Here is a 19,490-nt window from a genome sequence, read left to right on the forward strand (position 1 = left end):
GTCGAAACGCGCGGGACACACGCCCGAACTAGGTTCCCCGTCATGGCGGACCTCTTCGACGGTTACCCCCTCGGGGAGCAGTGGGACGAGATGTTCGGCGAGGTGGGCGCGCCGCGGCCGGCCTACACCGGCCTGTACACCTCCCTGCAGCCGATGGCCGGCGAGGAGCTGTCGGCCCGCGCCGACCTGCTCTCCCAGACCTACCGGGACGCCGGGGTCACGTTCGCCCACGCCGGCGAGGAGCAGCCCTTCCCGCTCGACATCGTGCCGCGGGTGATCGGGGCCGAGGAGTGGTCGCTCATCGAGCGGGGCGTGGCCCAGCGGGTGCTGGCCCTGGAGGCCTTCCTCGCCGACGTCTACGGCGCCGGGCAGGTCTTCGCCGACGGCGTGGTGCCGCGCAGCGTCGTCACCACCAGCGCCCACTTCCACCGCCAGGCGCACGGGCTCGAACCGCCGGGCGGGGTGCGCATCCACGTGGCCGGCATCGACCTGGTCCGCGACGAGGCCGGCGACTTCCGCGTGCTCGAGGACAACCTGCGCTCGCCGTCCGGGGTCAGCTACGTGATCACCAACCGCGCGGCGATGAGCCAGGTGCTGCCCGAGCTGTTCGCCGACCACCGCATCCAGCCGGTCGCCGACTACCCGACCCGCCTGCTGGCCGCCCTCAAGGCCTCCGCGCCGCCCCACGTGTCCGACCCGACGGTCGTCGTCCTCACGCCCGGCGTCTACAACTCCGCCTACTTCGAGCACGCGCTGCTGGCCCGCCAGATGGGGGTGGAGCTGGTGGAGGGCCGCGACCTGGTCTGCGCGGGCAACCAGGTCAGCATGCGGACGACGGACGGCCAGCGTCGCGTCGACGTGATCTACCGCCGCATCGACGACGAGTTCCTCGACCCGGTGCACTTCCGGCCCGACTCGGTGATCGGCTGCGCCGGCCTGCTCAACGCCGCGCGCGCCGGCCGGGTCACCATCGCCAACGCCGTCGGCAACGGCGTCGCCGACGACAAGCTGCTCTACACCTGGGTGCCCGACCTGGTCCGCTACTACCTGGCCGAGGAGCCGCTGCTGGCCAACGCCGAGACGCACCGGCTGGACGAGCCCGACGTCGTCGAGTGGGTGCTCGACTCGCTGGACCAGCTGGTGCTCAAGCCGGTCGACGGCTCGGGCGGCAAGGGGATCGTGATCGGGCCGCGGGCCGACGAGCGGACCCTGGAGGAGCTGGCGGTCAAGGTGCGGGCCCGGCCGCGGGACTGGATCGCGCAGCGGCCGATCGGGCTGTCCACCTGCCCCACGCTGGTCGGCGGGCGGATCGCGCCGCGGCACGTGGACCTGCGGCCGTTCGCGGTCAACGACGGCGACCGGGTGTGGGTGCTGCCCGGCGGGCTGACCCGGGTGGCGCTGCCGGAGGGCGAGCTGGTGGTCAACTCCAGCCAGGGCGGCGGGTCGAAGGACACCTGGGTGCTCAGCCCGCCCCGACCGGCCACCGAACCCGAGGAGGAGCCGACCGCGGACCTCACCCGCATCGAGTTCACCGCCGCCGACCTGGCCGGTGAGTCCGCGGCGCCCGACCCCGGCCCGGCGAGCGAGCTGCTCGTCGACCAGTCCCAGCAACAGCAGCAATCAGGGGCAGAAATGGCCATTTCTGCCCCCGGGGAGGCGTCGTGCTGAGCCGGATCGCGGAGTCGCTGTTCTGGATCGGCCGCTACGTGGAGCGCGCCGACGACACCGCCCGCATCCTCGACGTGCACACCCAGCGGCTGGTCGAGGACCCGTGGATCGACGAGCGCCGCGCGTGCGCCAACCTCCTGTCGCTCATGGGCTCCCCGGTGCCCGAGGAGGAGGCCGACACCGAGCGGGTGCTGGCCACCCTCGCCTTCGAGCGGGGCAGCCCGAGCTCGATCGTCGGCGCGCTGTCGGCGGCCCGCGAGAACGCCCGCGGCGCCCGCGAGGTGCTCTCCGCGGAGATCTGGGAGTCGCTCAACGTCACGCACAACGCGCTGCCCCAGCAGCGGACGATGGCCCGCCGGTACGGCCCGCACTCGCTGTTCCGGTTCGTGCGCGAGCGCTCGGCGATGGTGTTCGGGCTGGCCGACTCCACGATGAGCCGGGACGAGAGCTGGCTGTTCCTCGTCCTGGGCCGGTCGCTGGAGCGGGTGGACATGACCGCGCGGATCATCTCCACCCGGGTGCTGGCCGGGGACGCCGCGCCGTCCTGGACGCTGGTGCTGCGCTCCACCGGCGCCTACGAGCCCTACCTGCGCACCTACCGCGGCGTGGTGGACTCCAGCCGCGCCTCGGAGTTCCTCCTGCTCGACCGGCTGTTCCCGCGGTCGGTGTTCGCCTCGCTGGAGCAGGCCGAGGCCTGCCTGGCCGAGCTGGAGCGATCCCCGCTGCGCGACGCCACCCGCATCGGCGTCGCCGGCGAGGCGCACCGGATCGTCGGCCGGGCGCGGACCATGCTCGAGTTCATGGCCACCCCCGACCTGCTCGCCCAGCTGCCCACCCGCCTGGAGGAGCTGCAGCGCACCTGCTCCCTGGCGAGCGGGGCGATCACCAACCGCTTCTTCACCGAGCAGGCGCCGCAGGTGTGGGTCCCGGAGGGGGTGGCGTGAGCCAGTCGCAGAGCCCGGCCGGGCAGACCCAGTCACTCGGCGGGCAGGTCCAGTCGCAGGGCGGGCAGACCCAGGTGCAGCGGTCCGGCCCCCGGCCGCCGGGCGACCGGTGGCGGCTGCAGGTGGTGCACCGCACCCGGTTCCGCTACGCCGGCCCGGTCCGCTCCTCGTACAACGAGGCGCGGCTGACCCCGGAGAACAGCAGCCGGCAGACGACGCTGCGCTCCCGGGTCGAGATCGAGCCGGCCGCCACCGCGTTCGCCTACCGCGACTACTGGGGCGCCACGGTCACCGCCTTCGACCTGCACACCCCGCACACCGAGCTGGTGGTCACCGGGACGTCGATCGTCGAGGCCGGCCCGGAGCCGGAGCAGCACGAGCACGTCGGCTGGGCCGAGCTGCGCGACCGCCAGGTGCTCGACCGCTTCGGCGAGCTGCTCGCGCCCACCGCGCTCACCGCGATGGACGACGACGTCGTCGCCGAGGTCCGTGCGGCGGTCGGCGACGTCCCGCCGCACGAGACCGGGGCCGCGGTCTGCCGACTCGCGCGCGACCGGATGGCGTACCTGTCCGGCGCGACCAACGTGAAGACCAACGCCATGCAGGCGTGGGACTCCGGCAAGGGCGTCTGCCAGGACATATCCCACGTCACCGTCGGGCTGCTGCGCGCCCTCGGGCTGCCGGCGCGGTACGTCTCCGGCTACCTGCACCCCAAGCGGGAGGCCGGGGTGGGGCACACGGTCACCGGCGAGAGCCACGCCTGGGTGGAGTGGTGGGACGGCGGCTGGTGCGCCTTCGACCCGACCAACGCCACCGAGGTCGGCACCCGCCACGTGACCCTCGGCCGGGGCCGCGACTACGGCGACGTCCCGCCGTTCAAGGGCATCTTCTCCGGCCCGGGCAGCGAGGGGCACACGGTCACCGTCGAGGTCACCCGCCTGGCCTAGCGCAGCAGGCGGGCCACGCCGGTGGGCCGGTCGGGGTCCACCTCGTCGGGCAGCCGCTCGGTGCGCGGACCCAGCCGCGGCGCCCAGTGCGCGGGAGCGGCGTCCAGCCAGGCCGCGCCGGCGTCGGTGAGCCGGCCGTCGGATCGCAGCGGCGCCCAGCCGCGCAGCACCCGCAGCGCCTCGGCGACGGTGACCAGCGCCTGCCCGACGCCGCGCCGGCGGACGTCGGGGGCGACGGTGACGGTGTCGACGACACCGGAGCGGGTCCACCAGCGCACCTCGCCGACCCGATCGGTCATCCGCAGCGCGCGGGCGGCGACCTGGTGCGGGCCCACCAGCGACCCGGGGCGGAACCCGCCCCCGCGGAAGGCCAGCAGCGACACCGCGGGCATCCCGCCGGGGGCGTGGTGGACCTCCGCGAACCACAGCGGCGGGCACAGGCCGGCGAGCGGCTCGCCCAGCTCCACCCGCACCACCGCGCCGTCGCCGACCCGGTGGCGCAGGTCGACCAGCCAGCCGGCCGAGCGCCGTCCCCGGGAGTGCAGGGCGGTGAGGTCCACCGGCGTCCCGTCGGGAAAGCGCTCGGAGCGCACCGCGACCAGCGCGTGCTCGGTCGAGGCCAGGCCCCGCTCCGCCAACCGGGCCCACCAGACCGAGGCCGGGGCGGCCGCCGTGTCCCGGGACGCCCGGCGGACGGCGACCAGCGTCGCCTGGGCCGCCTGCTGCGCACCGCGGACCGGGTGCGCGGTCCCTCCGGCGAGAACAACCGCCGCGGTCATCGTCTACCTCCTGGGGAGTGCTGCGGGATCGAGGGGCCCGACTCTCGGACGGGCTGCTTGCGAGGCCCTTGCGGGGGACTTGCGCCGCCCGGAGCGGGGCGCAGCGAGCCTCCGGCCGGCGGCGTCCCGGGAGCCAGGGGCCGCTGTCCCGGGGCGGTCGGGAACCTCGCCCGGAGCGGGCGGATACTGGGGCTCCCATGAGCGCACCCGTCAACCTGGTCAACCTCGAGCGGGTGCAGAAGGCCCACGGCACGACCCTCCTGCTCGACGACGTCTCCCTCGGCATCGCCGCCGGCGAGCGGATCGGCGTGGTGGGGCGCAACGGCAGCGGCAAGTCCACGCTGCTCGGCGTCCTCACCGGCCGGGAGGAGCCCGACGCGGGCCGGGTCACCCGCCGCGCCGACCTCGCCCTCGGCGTGCTCGACCAGTCCGGCACCCTGCCGCCGGGCGCCACCGTGCGCGACGTCGTCCTGCCGGCGGACCTGTTCGCCGCCGAGCACGAGTGGGCCGCCGACCCGGCCGTGCGCAGCGTGCTCACCGGGCTGGAGCTCGACCGGCTGGGCCTGGACTCCCCGGTCGCCCCGATGTCCGGCGGCGAGCGCCGGCGGGTGGCGCTGGCCGCGCAGCTGATCCGGCCCCTGGACCTGCTGGTGCTCGACGAGCCGACCAACCACCTCGACGTCGAGGGCGTGGCCTGGCTGGCCGAGTACGTGAAGAGCCGGGTCGGTGCGCTGGTCGTCGTCACCCACGACCGGTGGTTCCTCGACGAGGTCTGCACCCAGACCTGGGAGGTCGCCGACGGGAAGGTGCACGCCTACGACGGCGGCTACGCGGCCTACACGCTGGCCAGGGCCGAGCGGGCGCGGATCGCGGCGGTCACCGAGGAGCGCCGGCAGAACCTGGTGCGCAAGGAGCTGGCCTGGCTGCGGCGCGGCGCGCCGGCGCGCACCAGCAAGCCACGGTTCCGCATCGAGGCGGCCGAGGCGCTGATCGAGGACGTCCCGCCGCCGCGCGAGTCGATGGCGCTCAAGGGGTTCGCCGCGCGCCGGCTCGGCAGGACCGTCTACGACGTGGAGGACGTCGACTACGCGGTGCCGACCGACGACGGTCCGCGCACCCTGTTCGACCACCTGACCTGGCACGTCGGCCCGGGTGACCGGATCGGCGTGGTCGGCGTCAACGGTGCGGGCAAGACCTCGCTGCTGCGGCTGCTGGTCGGCGAGACCGAGCCCGACCGCGGCCGGGTCGTGCGCGGCCAGACGGTCGCCCCGGCCTACCTCTCCCAGCACGTCACCGAGCTCGACGGCCGGCTGCGGGTGCTGGAGGCGGTGCAGGAGGTCGCCCGGATCGCCCGCATCGGGAACCAGGAGATCTCCGCGTCCTCGCTGGCCGAGCGCTTCGGGTTCCCGGCGTCCCGGCAGTGGACGCCGGTGGGTGACCTCTCCGGCGGCGAGCGGCGGCGGCTGCAGCTGCTGCGGCTGCTCATGGGCGAGCCGAACGTGCTGCTGCTCGACGAGCCCACCAACGACCTCGACATCGACACGCTCACCGCGCTCGAGGACCTGCTCGACGGCTTCGCCGGCACCGTGCTGGTGGTCAGCCACGACCGGTACTTCGTCGACCGGGTGTGCGACTCGGTGGTGGCCCTGATGGGCGACGGCTCCCTGGCGGCGCTGCCCGGCGGGGTCGAGGAGTACCTGGCCCGCCGGGCGGCGGGGGAGGCGCAGCTGCCCGCGGCGGGCGCCCGGACGGCGCCGATCGCGCCCGAGGCCGCCGACGCCGCGCCGGCCCGCTCGGCCGGTGAGGTGCGGGCGGCGCGCAAGGAGGCCGCCCGCCTGGAGCGGCGGCTGGAGAAGCTGACCGCCGAGGAGGAGCGGCTGCACGGCGAGCTCGCCGCCGCCGCGACCGACCACGCGCGGGTCCTGGAGCTCGACGAGCGGCTGCGGGCGGTGCTCGCCGAGAAGGAGCAGGTCGAGCTCGACTGGCTGGAGGCCGCCGAGGTCGCCGAGGGCTGACCGCCGGCCGGGCAGGTCCCTCTCCCCGCACAGTCGTGCTCTGCCCACCCTGCTGGGCAGGGCACGAAGGGATCCTCGTGCTCTGCCCACGGAGGTGGGCAGAGCACGACCTCCCGGGAGGGAGGTGTCCGGCCGGTGCGCGGGACGCCGAGGACCTCGTGCTCTGCGCACCGACAGCTGGCAGAGCACGAGGTCCTCCCGTAGTGCAGGCGCCGGAGATCAGGCGGCGGACTGCTCGGCGCGGCGGCGGGCGATCATCCGCAGGCCGACGACGACCACCGGGACGGCGCCCACCGCGGCGAACGCCCCGTGGGCCAGCGGCGAGAAGGGCACCGCGGCCGAGGCGGCGAGGCTGGCGACCGCCGGCGCGAGCAGCCACCAGCCGGTCACCCCGGCGCGGGCCAGGCCGACGTAGACGACCAGCGGCCCGAGCAGGCCGAACAGGGTGACCGTGCCGACCACCGCCATGCCCGCCGAGCTCGACACGTGGGTGAAGACCTCGAGCGCCGTGTCGGCATCGAGCAGCCGGCCGACGCCGCCGGTCCAGAAGTCCGACAGCACCAGGCCGGCGACGGTGACCAGGCCGAGCGCCGACAGCAGCGCGCCGACGACGGTGGCGATCCGGCCGCGGACGCCGCGGACCAGGGCGGGTGCGGCCAGCCACGCCAGGGCCATCACCAGGTTGCCGTAGTGGAGGAGCATCGCCGAGAGGGCTGTCCGGCCCTCGTCGCGGGCCAGGGCGGCGATGTAGTCGGCGTCGGCCATGGAGTCCTGCGGCGGTGAGGTCACCATGCCGGCGGTGTAGAGCAGCGAGCCGACGACCAGCGCGCCGCCGGCGATGGGCAGCAGCAGCGAGCCGGCGCTGCGGGTCTCGGCGGGGGTCGTGGGGGCGGGGGTGGTGCGGACGTCGGTGGTCATCGTTCCTCGTCAGGTCGGTGCACCGCCTCGGTGCGGTGTCGCCGAGAAAGCTAGGAACCCGGCTCTGACCTGCGCGTCCGTCGTGGAGCGCCGACCTGTCTCCGTCGTGAGGCGGACCCCGGCACACCCGCGTTCGGCCGCGCGGGGGATCCCCGCGGCGGCGCGCGGCCCCTAGCGTGCAGGCCATGCCGTGGTCCCCGCCCGCCCGCTTCCGCCGCCTCCTCTGGCCGGCCGTGGGCGCGCTGCTGGGAGCCCTGTCGGTGTTCGAGTGGTTCGTCGAGGGCTTCGACCGCAACCAGTTCGCGCTGGCTGCGCCGGGCATCCTGGTCGGAGCGCTGCTCGCCGTCTGCCCCCGGTGGCCGGCGGTCACCCCGGTGCTGGGTGCCCTCACCGTCCTGCTGAACCTCCTGGGCGGCGCTCCCGGGCCGGGCGGCTCCCAGCTGGTCGGCATGGGTCTGCTGGTCGGCCACGCGGTGGCCGTCCTCCCGGCGCGCCGGGCCGTCGGGGCGGCGGGGTCGGCCGTCGTCCTGGCGACCGGGCTCGGGTCGGTGTTCGCGCCCAACCCGTGGGAGTCGGTCTTCTACCTCCTCGTCCTGGGGGCGGCGGCGTCCGTCGGCGCGCTGGTGGCCCAGTCCCGGCGGCGCGCGCACGAGCTGCAGGTGCTCGCCGCCCGGCTGGCCGAGCAGCAGGAGACGATCGCCGCGGCGGCCACCACCGCCGAGCGCGCGCGCATCGCCCGCGAGGTGCACGACTCGGTCGCCCACGCGGTGAGCGTGATGGTGCTCCAGATGGGCGGGCTGCGCCGGCTGCTGCCCGACCACCCCGAGGCGCAGGAGGTGCTGCGCGGCCTGGAGAAGCTGGGCCGCGACTCGGTCGACGAGATGCGCCGCGTCGTCGGCATCCTGCGCGAGGGGGCCGGTGGGGAGGGAGCTGCCGAGCCGGCGCCGCTGCCCTCGCTGTCCCGGCTCGACGCGGTCCTCGACGAGCTGCGGGCCGGCGGCATGCCGATCGAGCTGGCGGTCACCGGCGACCCGGTGGAGCTGCCCCCGCTGGTCGACGTCTCGGCGGTGCGCGTGGTGCAGGAGGCGCTGTCCAACGTCGTCCGGCACGCCGGGGCCGCGGCCACTCGGGTGACCGTCGACCACGCCGCCGACCGGGTCACGGTGACCGTCACCGACGACGGGCGGGCCCGGGTGGCGACGCCCCCGCCGGTGCCCGGCACCGGCGGGCACGGCCAGCTGCACATGCGCGAGCGGGTCTCCGTCGTCGGCGGCCGGCTGGAGGTGGGGCCGGTGCGCGGTGGTGGCTACCGGGTGCGCGCGTCCTTCCCGCTCCCCGCCGAGCGGCCCGCGCCCGCGGAGGTGCCCGCATGACCATCCGGGTGGTGCTGGTCGACGACCAGGCGATGGTGCGCACCGGGCTGCGCATGGTGCTCGCCGCCGAGCCGGACATCGAGGTGGTCGGCGAGGCGGCCGACGGCGCGGCCGGGGTGCAGGTGGTCACCGACGCCCGGCCGGATGTCGTCCTGCTCGACGTGCGGATGCCCGGGATGGACGGGCTGGAGGCCGCGCGGCGCATCGTCGCCGCGGACCTGCCGACGCGGGTCGTCGTCCTCACGACGTTCGACGAGGACGAGTACGTGGCCGCCGCGCTGCGGGCCGGGGTCAGCGGCTTCCTGCTCAAGGTGGCCCCGCCGGAGGACCTGGTGGCCGCCGTCCGGACGGTGGCGGCCGGTCAGGGACTGCTCGACCCGGCCGTGACGCTGCGGGTGATCGAGTCCTTCGCCGCGGCACCGGCGCCCGACCCGGCGCGGGCGGGGGCGCTGGCGCAGCTGACCGAGCGGGAGACCGACGTCCTCGCCCTGGTCGCGGCCGGGTTGTCCAACGCGGAGATCGCCGCGCGGCTCTACCTGGGCGAGGCCACGGTCAAGACGCACGTGAGCCGGGTACTGCTCAAGCTGGGCCTGCGGGACCGGGTGCAGGCCGTCGCCTTCGCCTACGAGAGCGGCCTGGTCACGCCCGGCAGGTAGGGGAAGGCCCCCGCTGCCCCACCACTCGCACGCTCGCGGCGGCCCATGCAGCGGGCCGGACCGAAACGCCCTGACGGGTAGACTGGTGATCACCGCCGGCCGTCGTCGACCGACGTCACTGGTGTCCCCGAGCCGCCCATCGACTCCCGGAGACACATGCTCGTTCTGCTGCTCCTCCACCTGCTGGCTGCGCTGCTGGCGCCCGTCCTCGTGCGGTGGTGGGGGCGGCAGGCCTTCCTCGTCCTCGCGCTGGTGCCCGCCGCCGCGTTCGGCTGGACCCTGCTGCAGCTGCGCGCCGTCCTCGCCGGTGACGAGGTCCGCGAGACCGTGCCCTGGATCCCGGCGCTCGACCTCGACGTAGCGCTGCGGCTGGACGCCCTCGCGCTGGCCTTCGCCGCGCTGGTCACCGGCGTCGGCGCCCTGGTCCTGCTCTACTGCGCCCGCTACTTCGGGCCGGACGACGAGGGCACCGGCCGGTTCGCCGGGTGCCTCGCCGCCTTCGCCGGGTCGATGCTGGGCCTGGTCCTCGCCGACGACCTGCTGCTGCTCTACGTGTTCTGGGAGCTCACCACCGTCTTCTCGTTCCTGCTGATCGGCGGGTCGGGACGGCGGCTGGCCGCGCGGCGGGCGGCGTCGCAGGCGCTGGTCCTGACCACCGCCGGCGGCCTGGCGATGCTCGTCGGCCTGATCATGGTCGGCCAGGCCAGCGGCTCGTTCCTGCTCTCGGAGGTCGTCGCGAACCCCGGCACCGGCCCGGCGATGGTCGCCGGCACGGTCCTGGTGCTGGCCGGCGCGGTGACCAAGTCGGCGATGGTGCCGTTCCACTTCTGGCTGCCCGCGGCCATGGAGGCGCCCACGCCGGTCAGCGCCTACCTGCACGCCGCCGCGATGGTGAAGGCCGGCATCTACCTCGTCGCGCGGCTGGCGCCGGGCTTCGCCGACGTCCCGGGGTGGCGGCCGCTCGTGCTCGGCCTGGGTGTGGCCACGATGCTCGTCGGCGGCTACCGGGCGCTGCGGCAGAACGACCTCAAGCTCCTGCTCGCCTTCGGCACCGTCAGCCAACTGGGCTTCCTCATGACGCTCGTCGGCGGCGGCAGCTACGAGCTCGCCGCCGCCGGGCTGGTCATGACCATGGCGCACGCGCTGTTCAAGTCCACGCTGTTCCTCACCGTCGGTGTGATCGACCACGCCACCGGCACCCGAGACCTGCGCGAGCTGTCCGGGCTGGGGCGGCGGCTGCCGGTGCTGGCCGTGATCGGCGGGCTGGCCGGCGCGTCGATGGCCGGGCTGCCGCCGCTGCTCGGGTTCGTCGGCAAGGAGGCGGCGTTCACCGCGCTGTGGGACGTCGGCCTGCCGAACCGGACCGCCGCGGTCGTCGTCCTCACCGGGCTGGTCCTCGGCTCGGTGCTCACCGTCGGCTACACGGCCCGCTTCCTGTGGGGCGCGTTCGCCCGCAAGCCCGGCGTCGAGGACACCGAGCCGGCGCACCCGCCCGGCCCGCTGTTCGTCGCCGCGCCGGCGGTCCTCGCGCTGACCGGGCTGGTCGCCGGGCCGGCCAGCCCGCTGCTCGAGCCGCTGGTCGCGGGGTACGCCGAGACGCTGCCGCTGCTCGGCCCCGAGGCGGAGCACCTCGCGCTGTGGCACGGCTGGCAGCCGGCCCTCGGGCTGTCCGCGCTGACCCTCGTCGGCGGCCTGGCGCTGTTCGCCGTCCGCGCCCGCGTGTCCCGGCTGCAGCGGCAGGTGGCCGTGGGCGCGTCGGCCGACGAGGGCTACTGGAACGTCATCCAGGGCCTGGACCGGCTGTCGGTGCTGGTCACCGGCACCACCCAGCGCGGCTCGCTGCCGGCCTACCTCGGCACGATCCTGGTCGCGGTGCTCGCCCTGCCCGGCACGCTGCTGCTCACCCGGGCGCCGTGGCCGGGGGAGTGGCGCGCCTGGGACACCCCGGTGCAGGCGCTGGTCGGCGTCGTCGTCATCACCGCCGCGGTGCTGGCGCTGCGCATCCGGCAGCGGCTGTCGGCGGTGCTGGTCGTCGGGGTCACCGGCTACGGCGTCGGCGTCCTCTTCGCGCTGCAGGGCGCCCCCGACCTGGCGCTCACCCAGTTCCTCGTCGAGACGCTCACCCTCGTCGTCTTCGTCCTCGTGCTGCGCAAGCTGCCCAAGGACATCAGCGAGCGCCACCGGCCGCGGGAGCGCGCCGTCCGCGGGGTGGTCGCGGTGGCCGTCGGCGCGTTCATGGCCGTGGTCGGCGGCGTCGCCCTGGCCGTGCGCACCGCGACGCCGGTCTCGGCGGACTACCCGGAGCAGGCCTACGACTTCGGCGGCGGCAAGAACGTCGTCAACGTGACGCTGGTCGACATCCGCGCCTGGGACACCCTCGGCGAGATCTCGCTGCTGGTCGTCGCCGCCACCGGCGTCGCCAGCCTGGTCTTCCTGCGCGGCCGCACCGGCGGGGTGGAGCGGATCGACCGCAGCGCGCTGACGCGGCGCCGTCCGACCGGTGGCCGGGCGCCCCGCAACCGCTGGCTGGCCGCCACGGCCACCCTCGACCCGGCCCGCCGCTCGGTGGTGCTCGAGGTCGTGACCCGGATCCTGTTCCACACGATCACGGTCTTCTCGGTCTACCTGCTGTTCTCCGGCCACAACGAGCCCGGTGGGGGCTTCGCCGGCGGGCTGGTCGCCGGGCTGGCCCTCGTCCTGCGGTACCTGGCCGGTGGACGCTACGAACTGGGCGAGGCCGCGCCGGTGGCCCCCGGTCTGCTGTTGGGCAGCGGCCTGCTGCTCGCCGCGGGCACCGGCGCCGCGGGGCTGCTGCTCGGCGCCGAGGTCCTGCAGACGGCGATCCTCGAGACCGACCTGCCGGTGCTGGGCCACGTGAAGCTCGTGACCTCGCTGTTCTTCGACACCGGCGTCTACCTGATCGTCGTCGGGCTGGTCCTCGACGTGCTGCGCAGCCTCGGCGCGGAGCTGGACCGCCAGGAGGACGAGGACGACCCGATCGAGCTCGACCCCGGAGAGGTGGTGGTCCGATGACCCCGACGATCGTGCTGCCGGTGATCATCGGCGGCCTCTACGCCGCGGGCGTGTACCTGCTGCTCGACCGCAGCCTCACCCGCGTCCTGCTGGGCTTCCTGCTGCTCGGCAACGCCACCAACCTGCTGCTGCTGTCCACGGGCGGTCCGGCGGGGCTGGCGCCGATCCTGGGCTACTCCGAGCCGGAGGACATGAACGACCCGCTCCCGCAGGCGCTCATCCTCACCGCCATCGTGATCACCTTCGGCGTCTCGGCTTTCGTGCTCGCGATGATCCACCGGTCCTGGCGGCTGGTGCACCAGGAGGTCGTGGGGACCGACGAGGAGGACCGCCGGGTCGCCGCGCGGTCGGGCACCGACGCCGACGAGCTCGACCCCGACGACCTCGCCCCGGACGACCGCATCGCCGGGCACGCGGACAGCCTGCACGACGAGCGCCGGGGCACCCCGGCCGACGACGTCGACCTGCCGGCGGGGGCGCGATGACCGGCGTCCTCGCCCCGCTGCCGGTCCTGCTCCCGCTGCTCGGGGCCGCCACCACCCTGCTCGTGTCCGGGCACCCGCGGTTCCAGCGGCTGGTCAGCCTCGCCGTCCTCACCGCGGTGCTCGCCGTCTCGGTGACCCTGCTGGTCGTGGCCGACGCCGAGGGCGCCACCTCGGTCGCCGTCGGGGGCTGGCCGGTGCCGCTGGGCATCGTGCTCGTGGTCGACCGGCTCTCGGCGCTGATGCTGGTCGTGGCGTCCACCGTCACCCTCGGCGTGCTCGTCTTCGCCGTCGGCCAGGGCGCCGCCGACGGGTCGGAGGAGACGCCGCTGTCGATCTTCCACCCCACGTTCCTGGTGCTGGTCGCGGGCGTGAGCAACGCCTTCCTCGCCGGCGACCTGTTCAACCTCTACGTCGGCTTCGAGATCCTGCTCATGGCCTCGTACGTGCTGCTGACCCTCGGCGGCACCGCTCCGCGGATCCGCGGCGGCATCACCTACGTCATCGTCGGCCTGACCAGCTCACTGGTCTTCCTGGCCGCCATCGGGCTGGTCTACGCCGCGACCGGCACGGTCAACATGGCCGACCTCGCGCTGCGCCTCGGCGAGCTGCCGGAGGGCACCCAGGTGCTGCTCCAGTCGATGCTGCTCATCGCCTTCTGCATCAAGGCCGCGGTGTTCCCCCTGTCGGCCTGGCTGCCCGACAGCTACCCGACCGCGCCGGCGCCGGTCACCGCGGTCTTCGCCGGGCTGCTCACCAAGGTCGGCGTCTACGCGATCATCCGCACGCAGACCCTGCTGTTCCCCGGCGGCGCGCTCGACGACCTGCTCATGTGGGCCGCCCTGGCCACCATGCTCATCGGCATCCTCGGCGCGGTCGCGCAGACCGACCTGCGGCGGCTGCTGTCGTTCACCCTGGTCAGCCACATCGGCTACATGGTGTTCGGGATCGCCCTGGGGACGGCGGCCGGGCTGGCCGGCGCGATCTTCTACGTGGCCCACCACATCGCCATCCAGACGACGTTGTTCCTCGTCGCCGGGCTGGTCGAGCGGCAGGGCGGGACGACGTCGGTGAACCGGCTCGGCGGCCTGGCCCGGCGCTCGCCGCTGCTGGCGGTCCTGTTCTTCGTGCCGGCGATGAACTTGGCCGGCATCCCGCCGCTGTCGGGCTTCATCGGCAAGCTCGGCCTGCTCCAGGCCGGCGTGGCCGAGGGCGGGGGGCTCGCGCTGACCCTGGTCGCCGGCGGGGTGGTCACCAGCCTGCTGACGCTGCTCGCCATCGCCCGCGTGTGGACCCGCGCGTTCTGGCGGTCCCCCACGCAGGCACCGGCCGACGACACCGCGGCCGCGGCAGCCGCGGCCGCCGGTCCCGACGGCGGCGCGCCGGCCGCCGACGGCGGGCCGGGCCGCGCCGCCTCGGACGGGGGCCGGTCGAACGGGAGCCCGGACGGCCCGCCGCGCACGGCGCTGCAGGACGCGTGGGCGCGGCACACCGCCGTGGCGACGGCGGCCGAGCCCGACCTGCCGCCGCCGGCGGCGGGGGTCCGGGCGCTGCGGCCGCTCCCGGTGACGATGGTGGCGGCGACCGCGGCCCTGGTCGCGCTCACCGTGGCGCTCACCGGCCTGGCCGGGCCGCTGTACGGCGTCGCCGAGCGGGCGTCGGCCGACCTGCTGGACCGCACGCCCTACATCTCGGCGGTCTTCGGCCCGGCGTCCGCTGACGACGGGGGGCAGCCGTGACGGTCGAGCCCGCGGTCACCCGGCTGCGGCACCAGATCCCGCTGCTGGCCTGGCTCGTGCTGGTCTGGATCCTGCTGTGGGGCACCTGGTCGTGGGCCAACGTGATCTCGGGCGTCGTCGTGGCGCTGGTGGTCACCGTGTTCCTGCCGCTGCCGCACGTGGTCGGCGGCGTGCGGCTGCGGCCGCTGCCGCTGCTGGCCTTCCTGGGCGGTTTCACCGTCGACCTGGTGGTGTCCGCCGCGCAGGTCGCGTGGCTGACCCTGCGGCCCGGTGGCGCGGAGCGGTCGGCCATCGTGCAGGTCCAGCTGCGCACCGACTCCGACCTGCTGCTCGCGATGGTGGCGGAGTCGCTGTCCCTCGTGCCCGGGTCGATCGTCCTGGACCTCGACCGGGAGCAGAAGCTGATCACCCTGCACCTGCTGGGCGTGCGCGACCTCGACGCGGTGGCGCGGGAGAAGGAGCGGGTGCTGGCCACCGAGGACCGGATGGTCCGGGCGTTCGGCTCGGCTGCCGACGTCGCCGCGCTGGACGCCGACCCCCGCCGGCCCGAGCGCCGGCCGGCCGGGAGGAGGACGCCGTGATCGTCGACTACCTGCTCTACGGCCTGATCGGTGCCGGTGCGGCGCTGACCCTGGTGCGGCTGGCCCTCGGTCCGTCGCTGCTCGACCGCGTGGTCGCCACCGACACCCTGCTGGTGATCATCTCAGCGGGGCTGGCGGTCTACGCCGCGCTGGAGCGCAACGCCAGCGTCGTCCCGGTGCTGGTGGTGGTGTCGCTGCTGGCGTTCGTCGGCACGGTGTCGATCGCCCGCTACGTCGGCGGGATGCTCGTCCGGGCCCGCACCGACGACGCCCGCGACCTCGGCCTGCCCGTCGCGGCCGAGGAACGGGAGGCGCAGTCGTGAGCGGCCTGGCCGACGTCGTGGCGATGGCCTGCCTGCTGACGGGGGCGTTCCTCTGCCTGACGGCGGGCCTGGGCCTGCTGCGCTTCCCCGACGTGCTCTCCCGGATGCACGCCGGCACCAAGCCCCAGGTGCTCGGCGTGCTGCTGGTCATGGTGGGTGCCGCCATCCGGCTCTCGGGCTGGTCGGCGACCTGGATGCTGCTGCTGGTGGCCGCGTTCCAGCTGATCACCGCGCCGGTCAGCGCGCACATGATCAGCCGGGTGGCCTACCGGCGGCGGCACGTCCGCCGCGACCTGCTGCTGGTGGACGAGCTCGGCGCCGGCGGTCACCAGGACCGGCTGTACCGCGGGGACGAACCCGGCGACGCACCGCCGGAGTCGGTCCCGGGCGGCTGACCGGCTAGCCCAGCTGGCCGAGCCAGAACGGCAGGCCCTGGTCGTCCCGGCAGTACGCGGACAGGCCGAAGGGCTGCCGCTCGATCTCCCCGGCCTGCCCGCCGGCGGTGCGCACCGCGGCGACGGCGACCTCGATGTCGTCGACCGCGTACATCGGCACGGCCCCGAGGTCGTGGGTCGCGCCGCCGGCGACGCCGATCGCCGGGGTCACCGACTGGTCCTCCCAGCCGTCCTCCACCCGCCCGGGGCTCATGGACCAGTCGAGCACCGCCCCGTAGAAGTCGCGGGCACGGGCGCCGTCCGGCACCCGGAGGGTGAGGTACACGGTGTCCCCGCAGTGCACCGGGGGCCGGGAGGCGGCCGGGGCCCCGGCGGGGGTCTGCAGCATCCATCGGTGACCGAACGGGTCGACGACGACGCCGGTGCGGCCGTACGGGGCGTCGGCCGGTTCCCGCTCGACCGTGGCGCCGGCCGCGGCAGCGCGGGCCACGGCGGCGTCGGCGTCCCCGACGGCCAGGTGGAGGCTGACACTGACCCGACCCTGCTCCGGCACGGTGAGCCCGAGCTCGGGGTGCTCGTCGGCGAGGTAGACCGTGCACCCGCCGACGTCGAGCTCGGCGTGACCGATGCGGTCGTCGTCGGTGACGTAGGGGTCCCCGACGAGGCGGGCGCCGAGCGCCTCGGCGTACCAGTTCACCGCCGCGCGGGCGTCCCGTACGACGAGGTAGGGCGTGAGCTGCGACATCGGGCCGGCCTCCCGTGGGCTCGGGTGCGGGTGCCACGACGGCACCCGCTGGCCCCTCCGCAGGGTCCCGCCCCGAGCCTGCGAGGGGTGGGGGCGGAGGGGTCCTTCTACTACCGCTGGGCCCGGTTCACCGCAGAGACGACCGCGCGCAGCGAAGCGGAGACGATGTTCGGGTCGATGCCGACGCCCCACAGCACCCGCTCGCCCACGGCGCACTCGACGTAGGCGGCGGCCTGCGCGTCACCGCCGGCGCTCATCGCGTGCTCGGCGTAGTCCAGCACCCGGACGTCGACGTCCAGGCTGCGCAGCGCGTCGACGAACGCCGCGATCGGTCCGTTGCCGCGGCCCTCGACCGTGACCGGGACGCCGTTGTCGACCAGCTCGACCGACATCTCGTCCAGGTGGGCGCCGTGCGCCCGGTGGGTGTGGCCGGCCAGCGAGAAGCGGCCCCACGGGGCGTCCGGGTCGGGCAGGTACTCGTTGGAGAACGCCGACCACATCTGCGCGGCGGTGACCTCGCCGCCCTCGTCGTCGGTGTGCCGCTGGACGACCGAGCTGAACTCGATCTGCAGCCGGCGCGGCAGGTCCAGGTGGTTCTCGGTCTTCATGATGTAGGCGACGCCGCCCTTGCCGGACTGGCTGTTCACCCGGATCACGGCCTCGTAGCTGCGGCCGACGTCCTTCGGGTCGATCGGCAGGTACGGCACGGCCCAGGGCATGTCCTCGACCGGCTTCTCGGCCGCTCGCGCGTCGGCCTCCAGGGCCTTGAACCCCTTGTTGATGGCGTCCTGGTGGGAGCCGGAGAAGGCGGTGTAGACCAGGTCGCCGCCGTAGGGGTGCCGCTCGTGCACGCCGATCTGGTTGCAGTACTCGACGGTGCGGCGGATCTCGTCGATGTCGGAGAAGTCGATCTGCGGGTCGATGCCCTGGCTGAACAGGTTCAGCCCCAGGGTGACCAGGTCGACGTTGCCGGTCCGCTCGCCGTTGCCGAACAGGCAGCCCTCGATGCGGTCGGCGCCGGCCCGGTAGCCCAGCTCGGCGGCGGCGACGGCGGTGCCGCGGTCGTTGTGCGGGTGCAGGCTCAGGACGACGGCGTCGCGGCGGCCCAGGTTGCGGTGCATCCACTCGATCTGGTCGGCGTAGACCGTCGGCTCGGCCATCTCCACCGTGGCCGGCAGGTTGATGATCGTCGGCCGGTCGGGGGTGGGCTCCCACACGTCGGTGACCGCGTTGCAGACCTCGACGGCGAAGTCCAGCTCGGTGCCGGTGAAGGACTCCGGCGAGTACTCGAAGAACACCTCCGTGCCCGAGAGCTGCTCGGCCAGCTTGCGGACCAGCTGGGCGCCGTGGACGGCGATGTCGACGATCCCGGCCCGGTCGGAGTTGAACACGACCCGGCGCTGCAGGGTGGAGGTGGAGTTGTACAGGTGCACGATCGCCTGCTTGGCGCCGCGCAGGGACTCGTAGGTGCGCTCGATCAGCTCGTCGCGGGCCTGGGTCAGCACCTGGATGGTGACGTCGTCGGGTACCAGGTCGTCCTCGATGAGCTGGCGGACGAAGTCGAAGTCGGTCTGGCTGGCCGCCGGGAAGCCGACCTCGATCTCCTTGTAGCCCATCCGGACCAGCAGCTCGAACATCCGCCGCTTGCGGTCGGGGGTCATCGGGTCGATCAGCGCCTGGTTGCCGTCCCGCAGGTCGACGGCGCACCAGCGGGGCGCCGTCGTGGTGACGGTGTCCGGCCAGGTGCGGTCGGGCAGCACGATCGGGGTGAAGGGCGCGTAGCGGTGGATCGGCATTCCGGACGGCTGCTGGGCGTGCCGGACGTGCGGGTGGTTCTCGCTCATGTTCCTGCTCACGGGGGTTCGCTCCTCTGGCGCGGGCTGGACTCGGCTCCGGTGGGGCGGTCAGCAGGCGCCGGGGACGCTTCCGGTCACGGCAGGTCTCCGCGGCGAGGGGGCCGACCTAGGAGAGGGCCTCGCCGCGGCGGGTAAGCAGGAGGCTGCCGCGCACGCCCCCACGGTAGCAGCGCGTCAGGCGAGGTCGCAGCCACACGGGCAGTCGGGCGCGTGCACGGGGCTGCCGGTGCCGTCGTCGAGCTCGTCGCACCGGGGTGGGCAGGTGCAGTCGAAGCGCACCTCGATGCGGCTCAGCTCGCCGGCCTCGAACCGCCGTCGCCGCTCGGCCTCCCGCGCCTGCCACCGCGCCAGGCGGCGTGCCTCGGCGCGGGCCGACGGCGCATCGCCGGCGCGGGGGAGCTGGTGGTCGTCGGGCGTGCCGGTGTGGCGCCGGACGGCGTCGCGCCGGCGCCGGTCGCGGTCGAACGTGTACCAGACCCGCTCGCGGCTGTACCGGTGCTCGTCGTGCCACCAGCCCTCGTCGGAGTACCGGGTGTCGAGGTGGGCCGGGTACAGCCGGCCGCTCCTGTCCCGGACGGCGTCGGGGTCCATGCCCGGCACCTCGCGGCCGTGCTCGTCGACCAGCACCAAGCGGAGCCCGGCGAGCGCGGCGGCGCGCGCCAACGTGCGAGCGTCGAGGCCGGAGCGGCCACTCTCCGCGGCCGCCACCGCCGACTTCGAGACCCCGATCCGGGCGGACAACTCCCGCTGCGACATGTCGGCGAGGCGACGGATCCGGCGCACCATCCCACCCACGTCTGCCTCATCCATGGCCGAGAGGCTCGTGGCAGACGGCGTCGCGGGGGAGGGGACACCTCGGTCTGTGGAAGGTCGTGCTCTGCCCACAGCCCTGGGCAGAGCACGAGCTCCTGCGGGGCTGTACAGCGGAAGCACCCTTCGTGGGCGGGCCCCCCCGGGGGGGCGGGCACGCCCCTCCCGGGGCACCGGGTGGGGGGGGCGGGGGGGGGCTGGGCGCCCCGGGGGCGGCGGGGGGTCC

Annotated in this window: 17 protein-coding genes; 12 read left to right on the forward strand and 5 right to left on the reverse strand. The window is 74.9% G+C overall.

Features of this window, described 5'->3' with window-relative positions; all coding sequences use genetic code 11:
• The first annotated feature begins 42 nt into the window (after positions 1 to 42).
• From ACI79D_RS21395 to ACI79D_RS21405, 3 genes are read left to right on the forward strand one after another with little or no spacing between them, the layout of a single operon-like run.
• Positions 43 to 1,668, forward strand: a complete 1,626-nt coding sequence (locus tag ACI79D_RS21395) for a circularly permuted type 2 ATP-grasp protein (protein WP_456920517.1) — start codon at positions 43 to 45, stop codon at positions 1,666 to 1,668.
• Entirely contained in the window at positions 1,662 to 2,612 is a 951-nt protein-coding gene (locus ACI79D_RS21400; RefSeq protein ID WP_456920518.1) for an alpha-E domain-containing protein, read from the forward strand. Before ACI79D_RS21395 ends, ACI79D_RS21400 begins: the two co-directional genes overlap by 7 nt.
• A complete protein-coding gene (locus ACI79D_RS21405; protein WP_456920519.1) occupies positions 2,609 to 3,559 on the forward strand; it encodes a transglutaminase family protein in 951 nt (316 codons plus the stop codon). Before ACI79D_RS21400 ends, ACI79D_RS21405 begins: the two co-directional genes overlap by 4 nt.
• On the opposite strand, the gene ACI79D_RS21410 is transcribed toward ACI79D_RS21405, so the two are convergent.
• A complete protein-coding gene (locus tag ACI79D_RS21410) occupies positions 3,556 to 4,338 on the reverse strand; it encodes a hypothetical protein (protein WP_456920520.1) in 783 nt (260 codons plus the stop codon). The two genes, ACI79D_RS21405 and ACI79D_RS21410, sit on opposite strands and share 4 nt — an antisense overlap.
• Positions 4,339 to 4,535: 197 nt before the next feature.
• Between ACI79D_RS21410 and ACI79D_RS21415 the strand changes: the two genes are divergently transcribed.
• Positions 4,536 to 6,353, forward strand: coding sequence for an ABC-F family ATP-binding cassette domain-containing protein (locus tag ACI79D_RS21415; protein ID WP_456920522.1), 1,818 nt, complete (start codon positions 4,536 to 4,538; stop codon positions 6,351 to 6,353).
• A gap of 219 nt (positions 6,354 to 6,572) precedes the next feature.
• Here the strand turns inward: ACI79D_RS21415 and ACI79D_RS21420 are convergent, their stop codons facing one another.
• Positions 6,573 to 7,271 (reverse strand): hypothetical protein, encoded by a 699-nt coding sequence (locus ACI79D_RS21420; RefSeq protein WP_456920523.1) that lies wholly within the window; start codon positions 7,269 to 7,271, stop codon positions 6,573 to 6,575.
• 185 nt (positions 7,272 to 7,456) lie between these two features.
• Here ACI79D_RS21420 and ACI79D_RS21425 point away from each other — a divergent pair, with 185 nt between their 5' ends.
• The 8 genes from ACI79D_RS21425 to mnhG all read left to right on the forward strand — a co-directional run bounded on the left by ACI79D_RS21425 (position 7,457) and on the right by mnhG (position 15,853).
• Positions 7,457 to 8,644, forward strand: a complete 1,188-nt coding sequence (locus tag ACI79D_RS21425) for a sensor histidine kinase (RefSeq protein ID WP_456920524.1) — start codon at positions 7,457 to 7,459, stop codon at positions 8,642 to 8,644.
• A complete protein-coding gene (locus tag ACI79D_RS21430; protein ID WP_456920525.1) occupies positions 8,641 to 9,300 on the forward strand; it encodes a response regulator in 660 nt (219 codons plus the stop codon). The genes ACI79D_RS21425 and ACI79D_RS21430 overlap by 4 nt, the downstream gene beginning before the upstream one ends.
• 156 nt (positions 9,301 to 9,456) lie before the next feature.
• A complete protein-coding gene (locus tag ACI79D_RS21435) occupies positions 9,457 to 12,333 on the forward strand; it encodes a Na+/H+ antiporter subunit A (RefSeq protein WP_456920526.1) in 2,877 nt (958 codons plus the stop codon).
• Positions 12,330 to 12,818: a Na(+)/H(+) antiporter subunit C gene (locus ACI79D_RS21440; protein WP_456920527.1), complete on the forward strand. Its 489-nt coding sequence runs from the start codon at positions 12,330 to 12,332 to the stop codon at positions 12,816 to 12,818. The genes ACI79D_RS21435 and ACI79D_RS21440 overlap by 4 nt, the downstream gene beginning before the upstream one ends.
• The gene (locus tag ACI79D_RS21445) at positions 12,815 to 14,554 is read left to right on the forward strand and encodes a Na+/H+ antiporter subunit D (RefSeq protein WP_456920528.1); all 1,740 of its coding nucleotides are present in this window, start codon (positions 12,815 to 12,817) and stop codon (positions 14,552 to 14,554) included. The genes ACI79D_RS21440 and ACI79D_RS21445 overlap by 4 nt, the downstream gene beginning before the upstream one ends.
• On the forward strand, positions 14,551 to 15,135 hold the full coding sequence (locus ACI79D_RS21450) for a Na+/H+ antiporter subunit E (RefSeq protein ID WP_456920529.1): 585 nt from the start codon (positions 14,551 to 14,553) through the stop codon (positions 15,133 to 15,135). Before ACI79D_RS21445 ends, ACI79D_RS21450 begins: the two co-directional genes overlap by 4 nt.
• Positions 15,132 to 15,458, forward strand: a complete 327-nt coding sequence (locus ACI79D_RS21455; RefSeq protein WP_456920530.1) for a monovalent cation/H+ antiporter complex subunit F — start codon at positions 15,132 to 15,134, stop codon at positions 15,456 to 15,458. The genes ACI79D_RS21450 and ACI79D_RS21455 overlap by 4 nt, the downstream gene beginning before the upstream one ends.
• Entirely contained in the window at positions 15,455 to 15,853 is a 399-nt protein-coding gene (mnhG, locus tag ACI79D_RS21460) for a monovalent cation/H(+) antiporter subunit G (protein ID WP_456920531.1), read from the forward strand. The genes ACI79D_RS21455 and mnhG overlap by 4 nt, the downstream gene beginning before the upstream one ends.
• A gap of 4 nt (positions 15,854 to 15,857) precedes the next feature.
• Here mnhG and ACI79D_RS21465 read toward each other — a convergent pair whose 3' ends face one another.
• From ACI79D_RS21465 to ACI79D_RS21475, 3 genes are all read right to left on the reverse strand, one after another.
• Positions 15,858 to 16,598, reverse strand: coding sequence for a VOC family protein (locus ACI79D_RS21465; RefSeq protein WP_456920532.1), 741 nt, complete (start codon positions 16,596 to 16,598; stop codon positions 15,858 to 15,860).
• Between the two features lie 110 nt (positions 16,599 to 16,708).
• Positions 16,709 to 18,454 carry a 2-isopropylmalate synthase gene (leuA, locus tag ACI79D_RS21470; protein WP_456920533.1) on the reverse strand — a complete coding sequence of 582 codons (1,746 nt, stop codon included), beginning with the start codon at positions 18,452 to 18,454 and terminating at the stop codon, positions 16,709 to 16,711.
• 174 nt (positions 18,455 to 18,628) lie between these two features.
• Complete coding sequence (locus tag ACI79D_RS21475; protein WP_456920534.1) at positions 18,629 to 19,264, reverse strand: helix-turn-helix domain-containing protein; 636 nt, start codon at positions 19,262 to 19,264, stop codon at positions 18,629 to 18,631.
• Positions 19,265 to 19,490 lie beyond the last annotated feature (226 nt).

The sequence above is a fragment of the Geodermatophilus sp. SYSU D00708 genome (assembly GCF_054050115.1).

What these genes read in the sequence shown, in the direction of transcription:
- ACI79D_RS21415 (WP_456920522.1), top strand. Translation starts at nt 4,536, where the DNA reads ATGAGCGCACCCGTCAACCTGGTCAACCTCGAGCGGGTGCAGAAGGCC.
- ACI79D_RS21475 (WP_456920534.1), bottom strand. Translation starts at nt 19,264, where the DNA reads ATGGATGAGGCAGACGTGGGTGGGATGGTGCGCCGGATCCGTCGCCTC.
- ACI79D_RS21465 (WP_456920532.1), bottom strand. Translation starts at nt 16,598, where the DNA reads ATGTCGCAGCTCACGCCCTACCTCGTCGTACGGGACGCCCGCGCGGCG.
- ACI79D_RS21440 (WP_456920527.1), top strand. Translation starts at nt 12,330, where the DNA reads ATGACCCCGACGATCGTGCTGCCGGTGATCATCGGCGGCCTCTACGCC.
- ACI79D_RS21425 (WP_456920524.1), top strand. Translation starts at nt 7,457, where the DNA reads ATGCCGTGGTCCCCGCCCGCCCGCTTCCGCCGCCTCCTCTGGCCGGCC.
- ACI79D_RS21430 (WP_456920525.1), top strand. Translation starts at nt 8,641, where the DNA reads ATGACCATCCGGGTGGTGCTGGTCGACGACCAGGCGATGGTGCGCACC.
- ACI79D_RS21395 (WP_456920517.1), top strand. Translation starts at nt 43, where the DNA reads ATGGCGGACCTCTTCGACGGTTACCCCCTCGGGGAGCAGTGGGACGAG.
- ACI79D_RS21435 (WP_456920526.1), top strand. Translation starts at nt 9,457, where the DNA reads ATGCTCGTTCTGCTGCTCCTCCACCTGCTGGCTGCGCTGCTGGCGCCC.
- ACI79D_RS21410 (WP_456920520.1), bottom strand. Translation starts at nt 4,338, where the DNA reads ATGACCGCGGCGGTTGTTCTCGCCGGAGGGACCGCGCACCCGGTCCGC.
- ACI79D_RS21420 (WP_456920523.1), bottom strand. Translation starts at nt 7,271, where the DNA reads ATGACCACCGACGTCCGCACCACCCCCGCCCCCACGACCCCCGCCGAG.
- ACI79D_RS21445 (WP_456920528.1), top strand. Translation starts at nt 12,815, where the DNA reads ATGACCGGCGTCCTCGCCCCGCTGCCGGTCCTGCTCCCGCTGCTCGGG.